At 70.9% G+C, this 17,691-nt stretch carries 15 protein-coding genes and 1 pseudogene; 5 read left to right on the top strand and 11 right to left on the bottom strand.

The genetic code is table 11. The features are described from left to right. A partial coding sequence (locus tag I4I78_RS16990; protein ID WP_218612316.1) for a helix-turn-helix transcriptional regulator occupies positions 1–795 on the top strand: 795 nt, incomplete at its 5' end. 950 nt (positions 796–1,745) lie between these two features. Beyond that, a complete protein-coding gene (locus I4I78_RS16985) occupies positions 1,746–3,050 on the top strand; it encodes an enolase C-terminal domain-like protein (RefSeq protein ID WP_218612315.1) in 1,305 nt (434 codons plus the stop codon). Positions 3,051–3,608: 558 nt separating this feature from the next. On the opposite strand, the gene I4I78_RS16980 is transcribed toward I4I78_RS16985, so the two are convergent. The 10 genes and pseudogenes from I4I78_RS16980 to I4I78_RS16940 all read right to left on the bottom strand — a co-directional run. Further along, entirely contained in the window at positions 3,609–4,412 is an 804-nt protein-coding gene (locus I4I78_RS16980; RefSeq protein WP_218612314.1) for an isocitrate lyase/phosphoenolpyruvate mutase family protein, read from the bottom strand. Between the two features lie 83 nt (positions 4,413–4,495). Further along, a complete protein-coding gene (locus I4I78_RS16975; RefSeq protein WP_218612313.1) occupies positions 4,496–4,756 on the bottom strand; it encodes a hypothetical protein in 261 nt (86 codons plus the stop codon). A gap of 263 nt (positions 4,757–5,019) precedes the next feature. Beyond that, positions 5,020–5,628 carry a UbiX family flavin prenyltransferase gene (locus tag I4I78_RS16970; protein ID WP_218612312.1) on the bottom strand — a complete coding sequence of 203 codons (609 nt, stop codon included), beginning with the start codon at positions 5,626–5,628 and terminating at the stop codon, positions 5,020–5,022. Then, a complete protein-coding gene (locus I4I78_RS16965; protein ID WP_218612311.1) occupies positions 5,618–6,562 on the bottom strand; it encodes a LysR family transcriptional regulator in 945 nt (314 codons plus the stop codon). The genes I4I78_RS16970 and I4I78_RS16965 overlap by 11 nt, the downstream gene beginning before the upstream one ends. 7 nt (positions 6,563–6,569) lie before the next feature. Further along, the gene (locus I4I78_RS16960; protein WP_218612310.1) at positions 6,570–8,015 is read right to left on the bottom strand and encodes a UbiD family decarboxylase; all 1,446 of its coding nucleotides are present in this window, start codon (positions 8,013–8,015) and stop codon (positions 6,570–6,572) included. After that, positions 8,012–9,274: an alpha-hydroxy acid oxidase gene (locus I4I78_RS16955; protein ID WP_218612309.1), complete on the bottom strand. Its 1,263-nt coding sequence runs from the start codon at positions 9,272–9,274 to the stop codon at positions 8,012–8,014. Before I4I78_RS16955 ends, I4I78_RS16960 begins: the two co-directional genes overlap by 4 nt. After that, entirely contained in the window at positions 9,271–10,935 is a 1,665-nt protein-coding gene (locus tag I4I78_RS16950) for a thiamine pyrophosphate-dependent enzyme (RefSeq protein WP_218612308.1), read from the bottom strand. Before I4I78_RS16950 ends, I4I78_RS16955 begins: the two co-directional genes overlap by 4 nt. After that, positions 10,932–12,353 (bottom strand): sodium:solute symporter family protein, encoded by a 1,422-nt coding sequence (locus I4I78_RS16945; protein WP_218612307.1) that lies wholly within the window; start codon positions 12,351–12,353, stop codon positions 10,932–10,934. The genes I4I78_RS16950 and I4I78_RS16945 overlap by 4 nt, the downstream gene beginning before the upstream one ends. Next, positions 12,293–12,730, bottom strand: coding sequence for an aldehyde dehydrogenase family protein (locus I4I78_RS34230; RefSeq protein ID WP_374225882.1), 438 nt, complete (start codon positions 12,728–12,730; stop codon positions 12,293–12,295). Before I4I78_RS34230 ends, I4I78_RS16945 begins: the two co-directional genes overlap by 61 nt. A 16-nt stretch (positions 12,731–12,746) precedes the next feature. Further along, positions 12,747–13,625, bottom strand: a pseudogene (locus I4I78_RS16940) (aldehyde dehydrogenase); the annotation flags it as partial. A gap of 339 nt (positions 13,626–13,964) precedes the next feature. Between I4I78_RS16940 and I4I78_RS16935 the strand changes: the two are divergent. The 3 genes from I4I78_RS16935 to I4I78_RS16925 all read left to right on the top strand — a co-directional run bounded on the left by I4I78_RS16935 (position 13,965) and on the right by I4I78_RS16925 (position 16,879). Next, on the top strand, positions 13,965–14,360 hold the full coding sequence (locus I4I78_RS16935) for a hypothetical protein (RefSeq protein WP_218612305.1): 396 nt from the start codon (positions 13,965–13,967) through the stop codon (positions 14,358–14,360). Positions 14,361–14,579: 219 nt separating this feature from the next. Then, complete coding sequence (locus I4I78_RS16930) at positions 14,580–15,239, top strand: cutinase family protein (RefSeq protein ID WP_218612304.1); 660 nt, start codon at positions 14,580–14,582, stop codon at positions 15,237–15,239. Between the two features lie 680 nt (positions 15,240–15,919). Next, positions 15,920–16,879, top strand: a complete 960-nt coding sequence (locus tag I4I78_RS16925; protein WP_218612303.1) for a DUF3048 domain-containing protein — start codon at positions 15,920–15,922, stop codon at positions 16,877–16,879. 96 nt (positions 16,880–16,975) lie between these two features. Here I4I78_RS16925 and I4I78_RS16920 read toward each other — a convergent pair. Then, positions 16,976–17,691: hypothetical protein (locus I4I78_RS16920; RefSeq protein WP_218612302.1), on the bottom strand; the 716-nt coding region annotated here is incomplete at its 5' end.

Raw genomic sequence — 17,691 nt, 5'->3', positions numbered from 1 at the left:
CTGTCCGCGCGGCGGGGCCTGGTCCGGCCCTCCGACCACGGCCTGCCCGGCGGAAGCCGACGGCGGGTGGCGGGGCTGCGGCGCGAGGAGGTGGCGTTGTTGGCCGGCGTCAGCGCCGACTACTACGTCCGGCTCGAGCAGGGCCGGGAACGGCGCTCGTCCCGCCAGGTGCTCGACGCGCTGGCCGAGGTCCTGCGGCTCGACGACGACGCCCGCGCACACCTGGGCCGGCTCGCCGATCCGGAGCCGCGCCGCCGCCCGGCCGCGGCCGTCGAGCGGGTCGACCCGCAGCTGCGCACGTTGCTCGACGCCTGGAGTGGACAGCCCGCGCTCGTCCTCGGCCGGGCCTACGACGTGCTCGCCGCCAACACCCTCGCGACCGCCCTGTTCGGACTCGATGGCTCGGTGAACCTGCTGTCGCTCGTGTTCACCGAGCCGCGTGGTCGGGCGCTCTACGCCGGCCACGACCGGGTGTCCGCCGACGCGGTCGCCGGGTTCCGTCAGCGTCACGGCGACGCACCCGACGACCCGCGGATCCGCGCGGTACTGGAAGAGATGCTGGCGCAGAGCCCGGAGTTCGCCACGCTCTGGTCCCGCCACGACGTGTGGGGCAAGAGTGCGGCGGCCAAGACGTTCCGGCACCCGCAGGTGGGCGAGCTGGTGCTCGGGATGCAGACCTTCGACGTGCGGGCCGCCACCGGGCAGGAACTCGTCGTCTACCAGGCGGGGCCGGGCTCGACCGGCGCCGACGGCCTGGCGCTGCTCGGGGTACTCGCCGCGACCTCCCACCGCTGAAGCACCGGCGCCGGCCGGGCCCCGTCCATCCACGTCGGGCGCGAGCCCGCGAGCTGGTGGCCTGCGCGGTCCGACTCCCGGTGGATCCTGACCGCGCAGGTCAGTCCGGGAGCTGGATGGCCGACAGGACGAGTTCGATGCCGCCCCCCGCCACGACCTGCAGCCCTCCTGACGCCTCCTGATCGCGGACCCAGCGGAAGACCGTGCCGAGGTTAGACGTCGCTGAGCGTTCGAGCGGCCTCGTCGACGTCGACATCCGCACGGACCCGGCCCTGCGCCCGACCTTGCGTTCCCCAGCCGCACGATGGTGAGCGCTCCGGATGCGCCTCTCGGCGAGCCGGTTGGCTCGTGGTCAACGCACAAGTGCAACCCGTGCTCGGAGGCTGGACCGGACTTGGGTTCACGTCGATCGCCACGAACGCGGTTCAGTGACGGTCGCGCCCGTGAGTGACAAACTGAGTGACAACCGACCGGCGGCTCGAAGGGACGCCTGCGGACACCAGCGGGCCTCTGAACAGCACAGACGCCGCTCTGTGTGCATGTCAGTGCGGTGCGGCCGGCTGGTGGTCAAGGGGTCGCAGGTTCAAATCCCGTCGTCCCGACAGGCCAAAGGCCGGTATCCGAGAACGTCGGGTGCCGGCCATTCTTCGTTTGCCCTGCGGTTTCGCAGCTCCTCGTGATCATCGGATCGTCCCCGCGCTCGTGCTTCCGTGATCTTGGTCGGCGGTAGTGCGAGGGCTGAGTGACAAACCGAATGTCTATCGTTCGAGAGAACCACCAGCCGGGATCGTCGCTCTCGGGCCCGAACGCAGCGGCGAAAGTCGCGCTGACCGCTGCACTACGAGTCGGCGACAGGGAAGATCTGGTCCAACGCGGTTGCACCGTGTTCCAGGACAGGGAACTGCGCCGGACGCAGCGGTCCTGGCGCGGTAGACATCTGAGGGGTTGCCATGCGTGCTGTTGTTGTCGACGTCGACGTCGTCGATCTGCGTTTTCCGACGTCCCGGCTCCTCGACGGTTCGGACGCCGTGAACGAGGCACCGGACTACTCGGCGTCCTATGTCGTCCTGCGGACCAGCGGCGATACCCCGGACGGCCACGGCTTCGCGTTCACCATCGGTCGCGGCAACGATCTGCTGGTGCAGGCCGCGCTCGCGGTCGGCCGCCGGGCGATCGGTATGGCCGTCGACGACATCGTCGCGGATCTGGGGGGTTTCGCGCGCCACCTTCAGGCGGACAGCCAGCTCCGCTGGCTGGGGCCGAGCAAGGGCGTCATCCACATGGCCGCCGCCGCGGTGATCAACGCCGGGTGGGACCTCGCGGGCAAGATCGCGGGCAAGCCGGTCTGGAAGCTGCTGGCCGACATGTCTCCCCAGGAGATCGTCGATCTTGTCGACTGGCGCTATCTGCGGGATGCCCTGGCGCCCGAGGCGGCTCGGGAGATGCTCGAGAGGCAGGTCGCGTCACGACCGGACCGGGAGGCGCTCCTGCTGAGCGAGGGATACCCCGCGTACACCACCAGTGCCGGCTGGCTGGGGTACGACGACGCGAAGCTCGAGCGTCTGTGCCGGGAGGCGATCGAGGAGGGCTGGGACACGATCAAACTCAAGGTCGGCCGGGACATCGACGAGGACGTGCGGCGGTGCCGCATCGCCCGGACGGTCATCGGCCCGGACCGCACCCTCATGATCGACGCCAACCAGGCACTCGGGGTCGAGGAGGCCAAGGAGTGGATGTCGGTCCTGGCGGAGTTCGACGTGTGGTGTTTCGAGGAGCCCACCAGTCCGGACGACGTCCTCGGTCACGCCGAGATCGCTCGCGCGATCGCGCCGACGCAGGTCGCCACCGGCGAGCACGCGCACAACGCGGTGATGTTCAAGCAGTTCCTGCAGGCGGGTGCGATGGGGGTCTGTCAGCTGGATGCCTGCCGCCTGGCGGGTGTGAACGAGGCGGTCGCTGTCATCCTGCTCGCCGCGGCGTACGACGTCCCGGTGTGCCCTCACGCCGGTGGGGTGGGCCTGTGTGAGCTCGTCCAGCACCTGTCGATGTTCGACTACGTGGCTGTGAGCGGCACCCGCGAGGGTCGCTTGCTGGAATACGTCGACCACCTGCACGAGCATTTCATCGATCCTGTGCAGATGCGCGGGTCCCGCTATCTCGCTCCCCGCGCTCCCGGCTACAGCGCCCGAATCCACGACCGAACCTTGGCCGATTTCGCGTTCCCGCACGGATCAGAGTGGCGCAACGGTGGGTGAGAGCGTCCGGCGAGTGCTAGGGCGTGTCTCCCACGATCAGAGGGATCGGGGATGACGGCGACGATCCGGTGAGCTTGGCCCCTGACGCCGGACACCTTGACGCGATCGAGGCGCGGGAGGTGGGCCGATGTCGGTGATCCCTCCTGTACCCACCGGTCGCGGTGGGCGTGCAGGGCGGCTCGGTCCGTGAGGAACGAACGAGCGTGTGGCCGCCGGACACGGAGGAGAATTACAGCTGTGCGGACGATCGCCGGGAGCGCCATCAGCTCGTCGACGCGGAACGTGCCCTCGGACAGCGCGCCGGCAGCTCGAGCGCGTCGAGCAGCTTGCGGTAGTCCGCTGATCGGGCCGCGCACGACCTGGTAGTTCCGACCCTGTCGGCGGCCGTCCTCGTCGAGCCGGCGGTACGACGACAGAGCGCGAACCCGCGCAGGACCCTTCCGCGGCACCGCGCCAACGCCCGTGGCCGTCGACGACGTCGATCAGCTCGCCGCGAACGGCAGCTCGCGCCCGTCGAGCCGTAGGTCGCACACAGCTGGATCCGGATGTCCAGGCGACTCAGCGGGAGACTGTTGCGGCGCTGAAGGCCGTGAGCACGTCCCGTCCCTCGGCGGCCAGGGACGTGTAGCCGTACGTGCCCTCATCGCGTAGCTCGCGCGCGGCCTGGGTCAGCGCGGCGTACGCGACCTGCCCGAACGCGCCGCCGACGGAGATCCGGGCGACCCCGACCGACGCCAGCTCGGCCACCGACGGTAGCCCGGCCCGGGCCAGCACGGACACCGGTCGGTCCACCGATGACACGACGGCCCGCACCTCGTCGAGTGTCGTCAGACCGGGCGCGTACAGCACGTCGGCTCCGGCCTCCTGGAATGCCTGCAGGCGCGCAATCGTGTCGTCGAGGTCCGGGTTGCCGCGGAAGAAGTTCTCGGCCCTGGCGGTCAGGACCATCCGCCCACGAGCCGCCCCTGCGGCCGCCGCGACCCGCTCGACCGCCTCGGGCAGCGGGCAGATCGCGCCGCCGACCCAGTCCTCGATGGAACAGCCGGCGAGCCCGGTCGAGGCAGCCCGGGCGACGATTGCGCGGATTCCCGCCGGACCCTCCGCGAATCCGTCCTCGAGGTCCGCGGAGACCGGTACGTCGACGGCCGCGACCAGCTTCGAGGCGTGATCGAGCGCTTCGCCCGGAACGATCGAGCCGTCCGGGCGCCCGAGCGTCGCCGCGTGCCCGCTGCTCGTCGTCCCGAGCGCGCGGAAGCCGAGCGACTCGAGTACCCGGGCGCTGCCGACGTCGTACGGGTTCGGCATCAACAGTGGCGTGCCCGGGACGTGCAACGCGGCGAACGCCTCAGCGCTGTTCTGCATGCCACCGAGTCTAGGGAACCGCCACGACGTCGATCACAACGCACGCCACGTTGTCCGGCGCCTTGGCCTCGTGCGCGGCGCTATCAGCCGCTCGGGGGTCCGGGGGTCGGGGACGCGGTGTCAGGGCCGGTCAGCACGTCGCGCAGCACGTCGTCCCCACCGCGCAGCCGGTACAGCCGCGAGTCCCCGACGTGCACAACGGCGTAGCCGGCCCCGACCACAGCACGGCCGTCGGACTCGTGCCGGTGCTCGTCAACCGGGTCGGCGGCGAGTGCTCCCGGGGCGCGTGCCGTCGCGCAGGCGAGGTCGGCAGATGGAACGTCGCCCGGATCCGCAGAGTCCAACAGGGACAGTATCGAGCCCGACCCATTCCGCGGTCCAATCGAGCACCATCCCGGGTGCAGCGGGTATCGCGCGGTTTCCGGCCCCGAGCTGGCGGTACACCGGCACCCCAGCGGCGTGGCCACGGATGTTCCAGATCCCGACCACGTCGAGCGGGTTCGAACCCAGGCCCAGGTCGCGCGCGGTGGTGTCCTTTAGCCGCGCGACGGCCCGGGTGCCCGGCCGTGGTGCGCCTCCCCCCAGCCGGCGAGGCCGTCGTCGATCTTCACTGCCGGGCCCCTGTGCGTTCGGTGCCGGTGCGTAGGCCGTCCCACCGGGCCGCGACGCCAGCCTCGATGTCGAACAGGTCCAGCACTCGACCGACGGTGTGGTCGACCATATCCGCGAGTGACTCGGGACGGGTGTAGAAGGCGGGCACCGGTGGCGCGATCACCGCGCCGAGTTCGCTGAGCTCGGTCATGGTTCGCAGATGGTTCCGGTGCAGCGGAGTCTCCCGGACCATCAGAACGAGCCGGCGCCGTTCCTTGAGCGTCACGTCCGCGGCTCGCGACAACAGGCTCGACGTCGTCCCGCTGGCGATCTCCGACATGGTCTTGACCGAGCACGGCGCGACGACCATGCCCATCGTCCGCAGCGAGCCGCTGGAGATCGTCGCGCCGACGTTCTGGTTCGGGTGAACCACGTCCGCGAGCTGTTCCAGGTCGTCCGGAGACATGTCGGTCTCCTGGCTCAGTGTGAGGCGCGCGGCCCGGCTGACCACGAGATGGGTCTCGATCGGGGTGTCCCGCAGCAGTTCGAGCATGCGGATGCCGTAGGCGGCACCTGAGGCGCCGGACATGCCGACGATCAGTTTGGGGGTGAGGTCAGGAATCATCGTCGTCCTCCCGGACGGGGTCGGTGAGCTGGACCGAGGAACGGGCCAGCATCTCCAGACGGGTGGCGAGGCCGTCGACGAACAGGGCCGCAGCGTCGGAGCGTGGACAGTCGGGCAGCCGGACGCAGAGCATTCGCCGGGACAGGCCCGGCCGGGCGAGCGGGTAGGTGCGAAGCGTGCCGGCCCGCAGACCCGCCTCGACGAGGCTCGCCGGCAGTACGGTCACGTGGCGGCTACGGGCGACCAGCGAGGCGATGACCGACAGGTCGTCGATCTCTAGGCGCGGATGCACGGCCATCGCGTGGGCACGCAGCGCGTCGTCGAGCACGATGCGCAGACCGTGCCGCTGCGACGGCAGCACGAGGTCCATCCCCGCGAGCGACGCGAGCGACACCGGTGCCCTCGCCCCGAGCTCGGTGTGTGAGCCGGCGGCGACGAGCAGTTCCTCGTCCAGGATGTCCTGGCAGTCGAGGTCCTCCTGGACGAAGCTCTGGTTGACCACGGCGCAGTCCAGCGCTCCGGATCGGACTTGCTCGATCAGCTCGGCGCTGAACCCGTATGTCGCGTGGATCCGGACGTCGGGATGGGTCTGGGCGAACCGGGCGACGGTGTCGGCGAGCGCCTCGTTGGTCGCCGAGGCGATCAGCCCGATTCGCACGCTCCCGGTCACCGGCGTTCCTTCGCCGGCGACGGCGTCCCGCGCCTCGGTGAGCTGTTCGAGCAGCGGCGCGAACAGCGTGTAGGCGCGTTCTCCCGCCGCGGTCGGAGTCACGCCGCGACGGGTCCGGTCGAACAGCGCGTGGCCGAACTCGTTCTCCAGCTTCGCGATCTGCATCGACAGCGCGGACTGCACGATGTTGAGCCGGGCCGCCGCGCGCGTGACGTTACGTTCCCGGTATAGGCACTCGAAGTAGGACAGCTGCCGGAGTTCCACTGTGCTTTTATCTCCCCGAGGACGCCGTCAGATGCTCGTGCCACCCGGCCGCGGCCGGCCGCACCAGCGAGGCCACGTCGAGCTCCTCCTCACCGGGTACCCGGATTCTGGTGTAGCGCATCCCTGTCGTGCCGGGCGGGACGGTGGCGTCGAAGCCGAGCTTCGAGCCGATCCCGTCCGCGGTGGAGGGATCCAGCTTCGACCCCTGGGTGCCGTGCACGGTGACCAGGTCGCGGTCGGCCTGAAACCGGGTGGCCACGGCCCACTCCACCTCGGTCGGATCGTGCACGTCGACATCGGTGTCGACGACGGTGACGTGCTTGATGTCGTAGTGCGTCGCGAGCGCTCCCAGGACGACGTTGCGCGCTTCGCCGGGAGCGGGCCGATCGACCTGCACGTAGAGGTGGTAACGGCACACCCCGCCGCGGGACAGATGGACGTCGCGCACGCAGGGGAAGCTGCGCCGCAGGTGGGACAGGAACGACGCCTCGCGGGGGATCCCGCCGAGGAGTAGGTGCTCGGTCCCGCCGCCGACGATGGTGTGGAACAGGGGGGCACGGCGGTGGGTGACGGCGTCGACCGCGATCACGTGTCGGCGCGCCCGCTCGCCGTAGTACTGCGGAAACTCGCCGAACGGCCCCTCCTCCTCGCGGACGTCGGCCAGCAGCCTGCCCTCCAGGACGATCTCCGCCGACGCCGGCACCCTCACCTCGTTGGTCCGGCAACGCACGACGTCCAACGGTCGCCCGTGCAGCGCGCCGGCGATCTCGAGCTCGTCCTGCCCGAGCGGCACGATCGCCTGTGAGGCCATCAGTGTGAGCGGGTCGGTGCCGATCGCGATCGCGAGCTCAAGGTCCTCGCCGCCGCGCTCGGCGTCGTCGAAGAGGGCGAGCGTGTGCCGGGGAAGCAACAGCGCGCCCAGTCGGTCCGGCCCGCTGACCTGCAGCCGGTGAATCGAGACATTCTGGACGCCGGTGTCCGGCCGGCGGGCGATAAGCAGGCCGGCAGTGATGTAGGCGCCCGAGTCGTGCTCGTTGTGCGTCGGGATCGGGAGCAGGCTCGTCAGGTCGACGTCGTCGTGCACGACCTCCTGACACAGGGCGCCGGTGACCTCGTGCCAGGGCCTCGGGTTGCGGCAGGCGTCGTCGAACCGTGCGACCAGGGCGTCCTCGGCGACCCCGCACGCCTCGGCCATCCAGGACCGCCGGGACAGCAGCCCGGACAGCACCGGTACTGAGTGGCCGCCGGGGCGGGGGAACACCGTCGCGGTGCTGCCGTCCATCCGGTTCGCCAGGCCCGCGACGCCGAACGTCAGGTCCAGGTCCGGCGCGGTGACCGAAAGCCTGCCGTCCTTGCGTAGATGCTCCAGCCACCCCCGCAGGTCGGCGCCCGGCGGGACGGTATCGACCTGCGTGGGATCCGGGGAGCGGACGTCGCGTGCGGTCGTGCTCATTTCGGACTCCAAGAGGTGGGGTGGCGGACCGCGAGGCGGCGCAGACCGTCGAGGTCGAGGGCGCCGTGCTGCGCCATCGCCGTGCGAAGTTCCTCAGTCAGCAGCTCCGCGACGTAGGACGCGCCGTCGTCGCCCGCGCCGGCCAGGCCGGTCAGGAAGGCCCGGCCACCGAACGCGGCGTCCGCGCCGAGGGCCAGTGCGCGGGCGACGTCGAGGCCGCTGCGGATCCCGCTGTCGAACAGGACGGTGCAGCGGTCGCCGACGGCCTCGGCCACCGCGGACAACACGTCGATCGCGGCCGGGGCCGCATCGGACTGGCGGCCGCCGTGGTTGGACACCAGCACGCCGTCGGCACCGGCGTCGACCGCCTCCCGGGCGTCGTCCGGGTGCAGGATTCCCTTCACGACCAGGGCGCGCGGCCACAGCGCCCGGAACCGGCGCACCTCGTCCCAGCTGAGCCCGCCGCGCAGCTCGCGCTGCACGAACCCGGCTACCCGGGTGAGGTCCGGAGTCCCGTCGACGTACCGGGCGATGTTGGCGAACAGCGGTACCCGACTGCGCAGCGCGGCCCGGGTCCACGCCGGTTGCAGCGCGAGCTGGGCGACCAGGCGCGGCGACGGGCGGAACGGCACGCTCAGCCCGTTGCGCAGGTCGCGTGGGCGCTTGGACCGGACCGGCGCATCGAGGGCGAGCACCAGCGTCTGCACCCCGGCGACCTCGGCCCGGCGGACCAGGTCGATGCTGACCCGGTGGTCGTCGCGGGGCATCCCGTAGAGCTGGAACCACAGCCGGTCGCCGCAGATGTCGGCGAGCTGTTCGATCGACGCCGACGCCAACGTGCCCGCGACGTAGGGTAGCCCGGCCGCGGCTGCGGTTTCGGCGAGCCGCCGCGACGCGTCCGGCCAGGCGACACCGTCGTTGCCGGTGGGCGCGATGCCCAGCGGGGCCTCGTAGCGGTGGCCGAACAGTTCGACTCCGGCCTCGACCGGTCCGATCCGGCCGTACCGGGGCACGATCTCGACGCCGTCTAGCGCGGCCCGGTTGCGGGCGGCGCCGAGGTCCTCGCCGGTGCCGCCGTCGACGAAGTCGAAGGCGAACCGCGGCGAACGGCGCCGGGCCGCCCGTTCGAGGTCGGCCATGGTGGGGAAGCGACGGCGCCGCCTCGCCTCGGGGCTGCGCCCACTGGCCGGGCCCCAGCCTGCCCCGGCGCGGGTGGTCCGCCAGGTCAGCGCGTGCAGCGGGTCGGCGTCGCGGCTCATCGGGCGCGCTCCCGCAACTCGGTGATGGTGGAGGAGACCGAGATCTGTTCGGGGTCGGTGACGACCTCGATGACGGTCGGGCCTTCGCGCATCAACGCCTTGGCCAGCGCTGGGCCGAACTCGGTGTCGCGCCGCACGGTCTCGCCGGCAGCACCGAAGGCCTGGGCCAGCGCCGCGAAGTCGGGGTTGCCCAGTTCGGAGCCGACCACCCGGCCGGGGTGCGCGCGCTCCTGGTGCATCCGGATCGAACCGAACATGTTGTTGTTCATGACTACGAGCACCACCGGGGCCCCGAGGCGGACCGCGGTCTCGAGTTCCTGGAAGGTCATCATCGTGCCGCCGTCGCCGGCGACCGCGACGACGGGTCGGTCCGGGCGTGCCAGCCGGGCGCCGATCGCGGCGGGCAGGGCGTAACCCATCGCTCCGGACGCCGCTCCGACGTATGTGTTCGGCGCGACGAACCGAAAGAACGTGTGCAGCCAGCCGGCGAAGTTGCCGGCGTCGTTGGTGATCACCGCGTCGTCCGGGAGACCCGCCCGCAACAGGCGGATGATCTGCCGGGAGTCGACGCGGTCGGTGTGCTCGGCCGCGGGGACCGCCGTCGCCTCCTCGTAGGCGGCGCGCCGCTCGGTGGCCCACGCGGCACGCTTCTCGGGCACGGCGCGGTCCGGGGCGGCGCGGACGAGATCAGTGAGCGCCGCCTCGGCGTCGGCAGCCACGCCCAGGACCACCGGATGGCTCTTCCCGAGCATCGCGGGATCGATGTCGATTGCGACAACCCGCTGGTCGGTGATCGCGGTGTAGTTCTGAACCGTGATCTCCCCGAGTCGGGAGCCGACGGCTAGTACCAGGTCGGCCCCTGACAGCGTGCGCACGATCTCCGGATGGGTGCCCATCTGCAGGTGGCCAGCGTAGAGCGGGTGGTCGTTGGGGAACACGTCGTGCCGGCGCCACGCGGCGAGCACGGGCACACCGGTCCGCACCGCGAACTCTCGCAGCCGCTCCTCGGCGCCGCTGCGCAGCACCCCCGCTCCGGCGATGATCACCGGGCGTTCCGCGGCCGCGAGCTCGGCGAGCACCCCCGCGACGTCGTCGGCCGACGGGCGGGGCCGCGACGGGCGGACCGGCTCGCGCAGCGGCTCCGTGGTCGCGACCCCGAAGACCTCCTCCGGGAGGGAGAGCACGACCGGGCCAGGGCGCCCCCTGCTGGCCAGTACCAGCGCCCGGTGCACCGCCTCGGGGACCCGCTGCGGGTCGGCCTCCTCGTGTGCCGCCTTGGCGACCGGCCCCAGGAAGGCCGGCAAATCGGTCTCCTGGAAGCCCTCCCGCCCCTGGTGACGACTGCTCATCTGGCCGACGATCACCAGCATCGGGGTCGAGTTCTCGCGTGCGGTGTGCACTCCGATCGAGAGGTTGGCCGCTCCGACCGCCCGCCCGGCAAGCACCACGCCGACGGTACCGCTCGCGGCGGCGTGCGCCTCCGCCATGAACGCCGCGCCACCCTCATGCCGGGCGGCGACGAACTCAGGGCGCTCCGGCTCGTGTAAAGCGTCCAGGAAGTGCGTCGCGCTCTCCGACGGGACGCCGAAGACGTAGTTGACTCCCCAGGCGGACAGCGTGTCGGCGAGGACGGTCGAGACAGTGCGGGCGGCCGATGTCATGCGCTGGGCTCCGTGGCGGCCGAGGCAGTCCGCTCCTGCTGGGCGCGGGGGCCCCGCAGGCGGGCGGCCAGGTGGAACAGGGTCATCGTCACCATCGGGACCGCGATGGCGATGTAGGCATTGTCGATGCCGAAGGGGTTGTCGGCGAGGAACCAGCCGATCGTCGCGACCAACGAGGCGAAGATCGACACCAGTGCGCCGGTCCGGGTACCGAAGCCGGGTCGGAAGAACATCAGCAGCACGAGGACCGCCAAACCGGCCCGCAGCGCCTTGGCCAGGAACGTCACCGCGACGACGTCCTCGGCCGTGATGGCGAGGACGACCGGGAGCAGGCCGACTGCGACCGTCGCGACCCGCAGCGACAGCACGCTACGGCGGTCGTCACCGGTGGAGTTGAAGTTCGGGTCGATGAAGTCCTTCACCAACAGGGTCGAGCAGGCGAGCGTGATCGCGGCAACGGTGCCGAAAATGGCGCCGGCAAGACCCGCGACGACGAACCCGGCGACCAACGGCGGGAGATCGACGGTCAGCGAAGGCAGCGCTTGAATCGAGTCGATGCCGGGGTAGATCACCGCGGCGGCGATCCCGACGACGGAGGCGAGCACGCCGAACGGAATCAGGATCGCGGCCGACCAGAGGGTGGCGATCCGGGCCTTGCCGGGGTCGGGTGTCGTGGCGATGGCCTGCACGACGTACTGCGTCGCGAAGATGGCACCGACGCCGGCGACCAGCCAGGCGAAGATCTGCGGCCAACCGACCCCGCTGATGGAGAAGAACTCGTCGGGCAGCCCCATCCGGATCGCTGCGGCACCGCCCGCGCGGTTCACGCCGACGGCGGCCAGGATCGCGATCCCGGCGAGCATCACGACCGCGTGGAGCACGTTGGTGTAGATAACCGACCGCATCCCGCCGATCAGGACGTACGAGGTCGCGGCGATCCCGACCAGCAGGATGGCCGGGACATTGCCGATGCCCAGCAGGCTGGACAGCAGCGCGCCGCCGCTCGCGTAGGTGGACACCGCGACGGTCATCAGCGCGCAGACCATTAGCACCGAGGTCGCTTTGCGGACGCGCTCACCGTAGAAGCGGGCGAGCGCTCCAGAGATCGTCGACTCGCCCAGTGCCCGGAAGCGGTGGGCCAGCAGCCAGGCGAACAGAACGAACCCGAGGCCCAGCACCGCGATGTTCCAAGCCGCCGAGACCCCGGACCGGTAGGCGACCTGCGCAGTGCCGACGCTCGCCGTGGTCCCGATGAACTCGGAGGCGAGCAGGAAACCGATGAGGATAGCGGGGAATGCCTTCCCGCCGGTGGTGAAGCTCTTCGAGGTTCCGGACGACCGCCGGACCAAGAAACTGATCAACGCGAGTATCGCCATATACACGGCGACGCAGAGCAGGACGATCCACACTGATTCCATGCTGATTCTCCAGGCCATTCGGGAGCTGTCGCTGATTCAGTCACGGCCGAGCACTGCGAGTCCAACGGTGTTTCGTGATGGACGGCATCACCGGAACTGATTCCTTGCCGTTGCCGATCAGCCGGCGAGATGGATGTGCTTGAGTTCGGTAAACTGCGCCAGTCCGTCGCCGACCAGACGGCGGCGGCGAGACCGAACGGGGGTCGCGTTGGCCAGCCTGACCGCCTCGGCGTCGCGGGGTAGGTCAGCAACGCCAGGACCGGCCCGAACAGGTCCTCCTGGACCACGTCGGAGTCCGGGCCGACCTCGCTCACGAGTGCCGGGCTCAGGAAGGCTCCAGGCAGGCCGTCCGGACGGACCCGGTGACCGCCGTGCAACGACGTCCTCGGTACGCGCCCGCTCCAGGACCTCGGTGATCCGCTCGGCCGACGACGCTGAGATCAGCGGGCCCAACGCTGCGTCGTCGCGGCGGGGGTCGGCCGGCGCCATGCCGGCGAACCGCTCGCGCAGCAGCGCGGCGGCCTCGTGGGCGCGCTTCTCCGGGACTACGACGCGGGCGCAAGCCATACACATCTGACCACTGGTCACAACCGCGGCGTCCGCAGCCCGGCTCAGGGCGGCGCAGAGATCCGCGTCGTCGAGGACGAGCATGGCCGCCTTGCCTCCGAGCTCGAGCAGAGGGCGGGTCATCGTCTCGCCGACCGCGCCGCCGCCGTCGACGACCTGTAGAACCTCCCAGGGAACGCCTGCCCGGTGCCCGAGATCGACGACCCGGCGGGTCACCCGGGACGTCTGCGGCGACGGCTTGACTACCGCGGTGACCCCCGCGGCGAGCGCCGGGGCCAGGTCCCGCAGCAGGAGCAGGACCGGCCAGTTCCAAGGGGTGATGAAGGCCGTCGGACCGACGGGTTCCCGTATGAGGTGCGCCTCACTCCCATCCGGGAGGCTCCCGGCCGTACCGAGCGGGAGCCGCGCCAGGCCAGCGTTGAACAGCAGCGCGTCGACCGAGCCCGCCACCTCAGTGCGCGCCTCGCGGACCGGCTTCCCGGTCTCCTCGACGAGCACACCGGCAAGTCCGGTGTCCCCCGAGATCAGGTCGGCCCAGGCCCGCAGCACCGCCGCTCGTCGACGATGGTCACGGGCCCAGCGCGCCCGGGGCACCGCGGAAATCGTGGCCACCGCCCTGTCCACCACCTCCGGAGGCGACTCGGTCACCGCCGGCAGTCCTTCTCCGGTCGCCGGATTGCACGGCCGGTCTGCAGATGCATTCATATAGCCTGTTCCTTTTTCTCGACATCGTTAGCCCCCGGTGTGCCCGAAAGTTCGCGGGACAGATGACCGCAACAACGGGATCGCGAATCGTCGGCGCATATCATCCGATCACGTCGCGGGCGCCATCCCTCCGTACGAGCCGCCTCTTGGGCGCCGTATCGGTCCGGCGCTCGGGGTTGGCGAAATCCTGGGCTTGCCGTTGCACCATATGGAACATATGGTCTGAAACAGACTATTACAAGGCGCGATGGAGCTGGTGATGACACTGCGGTGGTCAGCCGAGCGCCACCCCGACCGGCCCGCGGTCAGGGGTACCGGAAGGCACCTCTCCTACCGCGAGTGGGACGCGCGGACCGACCGGCTGGCGGGCGCCCTGCCGCCACGAACTACAGCGACCGGTTCGTTGCCGCCCTGATCGCGGTCTACCGGGCCGCCGGCGGGACCGGCGAGGTGACGGTCAACCGGCTCTGCCTCGTGAACGCGGACGGCGAGCCCTTCGACCGGGTCCGCGCGTACTACCGCGACCGCGGCGCCTGGGACGTCGGTCGCGACTCCGGCGATGCCGAGCCGGTGCTCGTGGGAGGACCCGCGGAGATCCGGGCCGGGCTGGTGCGCCTGCGCGACCTGGGGGTGACGCAGGTCCAGGCCAGGGTCGCCCCGCTCGGCGTGCCGGCCAAGACGGCGATACGGACGGTGAGCGAGATCGGGGAGCTTATCGGAAAGGGGGTGGACTGAAGTGAACCCATGAGCTCGCTGACCCGCGCATCGCGCGGGTGGGATCGACCCGTCCTGGAGCCCCCGGCCGTCGACGCGGCCCGGGCCGTGGCGTCCTGGCTGTGAAGCACACCGACTCCGGCCTGCACGACGGCCTGAGGGCGCCGCCCACCCCGTGTTCGTCTCGTCGACTCTTGTTGAACACTTGTGTCGACCCCCCAAGCGGATGATCATTATGGGATGACTACTACGTCGGGTAGCTCCCGCCGGATCGGTGCCTGTCTCGCGACGGCATTCGTGTCCGCGGCGGGTGCGCTGGTCGTGGCCACGCCTGCCTCCGCGCAGGCGTCGACCTGCTCGGACGTCCAGGTCGTCTTCGCCCGCGGGACGGGTGAACGAGCGGGGCTCGGCTCGGTCGGCACCCCGTTCGTGCGAGCCGTCACCTCCACGCTCGGCGGCAGAAGCGTCAGCTCCTACGCCGTCGACTACCCGGCAGCGTCGAATCAGCGGTCGGGGTCGGGCACCACCGACATGACGAACCGGGTCACCTCGGAGGCCCAGCGCTGCCCCGACACGAAGTTCGTGATCGGCGGCTATTCGCAGGGCGCGGCTGTCACCGACAGCGCGGTCGGCGTCCGGGTCGCCGGCGGGGGCGGGACGCCGATCCCGGCGTCGCTGGCGCCACGGGTGGCCGCCGTGGTGGTCTACGGCAACCCGGCCCAGGGTCAGGGCGGATCGATCACGCGCAGCCCGAACTTCGGGTCCAAGGCCGTGGAGTACTGCAACTCCGGGGACGGTGTGTGCGGGCGCCGGGGCACCACGCCCGGGGGTCACCTCAGCTACTCCGGTAACGGCACCATCCAGAGCGGCGCGGAGTTCGTGGCGGGCAAGGTCGGCTGACAGAGTTGACCGCGCCCCACCGAGGCCGTCGCAGCAACGCTCAACGCTTCGACGCGCCGACGCCGATGCCCGACCGGTCCTGCTGGCTCGGCTGGTCCAGCAATGCGGTCTCTGCCCGGCCCGGCGCACGCCTGCGATAACGGGGTCCGACAGCGCGGGGCGCAGTGGGCGGGTCAGGTGTTGGAAGCCGTCCGGGATGGCGGAGGACGGCGCGATGGTGACGCGTGCTGCTCCGATCCACAGTCTGACGATCACGGAGCAAATGTGGAGCATCGGTATACGTCGAACCGCGTTCAGCTGGATCGAACTGCCTTGAACTGCACTAGATCGACCAGCACAGAGGCTATTTCCACAGGTCAGAGGCTTGCGTCCCTATTCTGGGGCAAGGGGTCGCAGGTTCAAATCCTGTCGTCCCGACAGCGAAATGGGCCGGTATCCGTGATTATGGATACCGGCCTTTGGCTGTCCTGCCAGCGGTTTCGCTGATCGGTTGTGGTCTCTGGGTGGTCCTCGGGTCCCGAGCCGGAGGAGTCGCCGATCGGGCCCGGGGGTAGGTGACTAACTGAGTGTCTCTCCCGTTTCGTCGTCCTCGGCTACGGAGAAGATGTCGTGCACGTCACCGCGCTCCCGAAACGAGTGCCGACGGGGGGCTGATCGGCCGCGCCGAGTACGGTGCGCCGGTGCACGGGAGCCGGACGATGATGGCCATCGTCGCACTGGTCCTGGCCGGCGCCCTCGGCTGCACTGCCTCTACGGCACCCGCTACCGCACCGAAGACCACACCGGCTCCGCCCCCGTCGCCGCTGACCGGTCTACCCTCCGACCCGGGTGCTCCGGTGTTCGCCGTGAAGATCGACAACACGGCGAAGGCGCGCCCCTGGGACGGCGTGGAGTCCGCCGATATCGTCTACGTAGAGCCGGTCGAGGGTGGTCTCACCCGGCTGCTCGCCGTGTTCGCGTCTCGGCTGCCGACGTCGGTCGGGCCGGTGCGCAGCGCCCGTGAGACCGACATCGGCGTCCTCGAGGCCTACGGCATGCCCGCCCTCGTCTTCTCGGGCGCCGCCCCGCCCGTCCTGGACCAGATCGCCACCGCACCGGTGGCCCCGACCGTGCCGCGCGACGTCCCGGGGGCGTTCCGGCGCGACGACGGGCGGCCTGCGCCGGTGAACGTCTACGTGGACCTGGCGGCCCTGCGCCGATCGGTCCCGCAGGTCGAGCCGGCTCGCGACATCGGACTGCGCTTCGGTCCGGCGCCGGCCGGGGGAGCGCCCGTCCCGGAGCGCACCGTGCAGGTGGGCTCCACCTCGGTCACTGTCAGGTGGAGCCGGCAGGACGACGCCTGGACAGTCGCGACCGGGGATGAGACCGCGGTGTTCGGTCCCGACCGGCGACCGGTGCAGGCGGACACGGTACTTGTGCAACGGATCCGCGTCGGGGAGTCGTCGATCCGAGACAGCGCCGGCTCCGTCTCCCCGATCGCGATCACCGTGGGCGAGGGCGAGGTCCTGCGCGACGGTCGGTCCTTCCCCGCGCGGTGGTCCCGCCCGGCTCCGGCCGCCCCCACTCGCCTGACCGGACCCGACGGCCGGGAGGTACCTCTGAGCCCGGGGCGTACGTGGGTGCTGCTCACCGAGCAGTGACGTGTCGGCGCCGGTTGCCGGTGGGTCAGCGCGGGAAGGCCCCGGGTGGTCTGCTCGCGGGTGACCGCCGATGCTGCGGCTGAGCTCGGGTGATCGTCACTCCTTGACGGCCACCAGCACCACGTAGATCAGCTCGGTGCCGGCCATGCTGACGCGGTGGCGGAAGTGGCGGCGGATCAGTGTGCGGGTGGCGGTCCGCTGACCGAGCATCGTCTCGACGTCGGCGAGGTCACTGCGTCCGTCGACGTCGGAGACCGTGAGCGCGAGGTAGGACCCGGACGGGAACGCGTCCCAGAGTTCTCCGAGCGCCTCGACCGGGACGTGGCCCTGCCCGACGGCACCTGCGGCGACCAGGGCGTTCAACCCCTCGTCGGTGACGAGGTCCAGAACCTCGCCGGAGTCGAGCCGCTGCCCGACCAGGTAGTGGCGGTAGAGCTGTGGGCGGTCGCGGTGGGCGGCGTCGCGTGCTTGTGGGATGCCGTCGGCGCCCACGACGACGGTCACGCCGCGCGCCGCCAGTTCCTCGCCGACGACGCCGTTGCCGGCGCCGAGGTCGAACGCGCGGAGGTCGGTGACCTGTTCCCCGGCCGCTTCGGCCAGCGCCGAGGCGACGGTGGCGGGGGACGCGCACTCCAACCGCCGTTGCACCACCTCCTCGTAGAGCCCGGGCACCGCATAGACCGCGGCGTAGTCGTGCAGTGCGATCCGCTCGGTGTCGCCTTCTGCACCGGAACGGTGCAGAAGGAACTCCTCCTGGCTCTGGCTTCGATCCGGGGTCGGGTCGAGCTCCACGGTCCAGGCGTTCGGCGTCG

The sequence above is a fragment of the Pseudonocardia sp. KRD291 genome, from assembly GCF_019263595.1.
GTDB lineage: Bacteria > Actinomycetota > Actinomycetes > Mycobacteriales > Pseudonocardiaceae > Pseudonocardia.
Note: the sequence above shows the minus strand (reverse complement) of the source record. Positions and strands in the feature narration are given on the sequence as shown.

Excerpts from the sequence above, each read along its gene's own strand:
- I4I78_RS16985 (WP_218612315.1), top strand. The coding sequence starts at position 1,746 with ATGCGTGCTGTTGTTGTCGACGTCGACGTCGTCGATCTGCGTTTTCCG.
- I4I78_RS16980 (WP_218612314.1), bottom strand. The coding sequence starts at position 4,412 with ATGCAGAACAGCGCTGAGGCGTTCGCCGCGTTGCACGTCCCGGGCACG.
- I4I78_RS16970 (WP_218612312.1), bottom strand. The coding sequence starts at position 5,628 with ATGATTCCTGACCTCACCCCCAAACTGATCGTCGGCATGTCCGGCGCC.
- I4I78_RS16960 (WP_218612310.1), bottom strand. The coding sequence starts at position 8,015 with ATGAGCACGACCGCACGCGACGTCCGCTCCCCGGATCCCACGCAGGTC.
- I4I78_RS16955 (WP_218612309.1), bottom strand. The coding sequence starts at position 9,274 with ATGAGCCGCGACGCCGACCCGCTGCACGCGCTGACCTGGCGGACCACC.
- I4I78_RS16950 (WP_218612308.1), bottom strand. The coding sequence starts at position 10,935 with ATGACATCGGCCGCCCGCACTGTCTCGACCGTCCTCGCCGACACGCTG.
- I4I78_RS16945 (WP_218612307.1), bottom strand. The coding sequence starts at position 12,353 with ATGGAATCAGTGTGGATCGTCCTGCTCTGCGTCGCCGTGTATATGGCG.
- I4I78_RS16930 (WP_218612304.1), top strand. The coding sequence starts at position 14,580 with ATGACTACTACGTCGGGTAGCTCCCGCCGGATCGGTGCCTGTCTCGCG.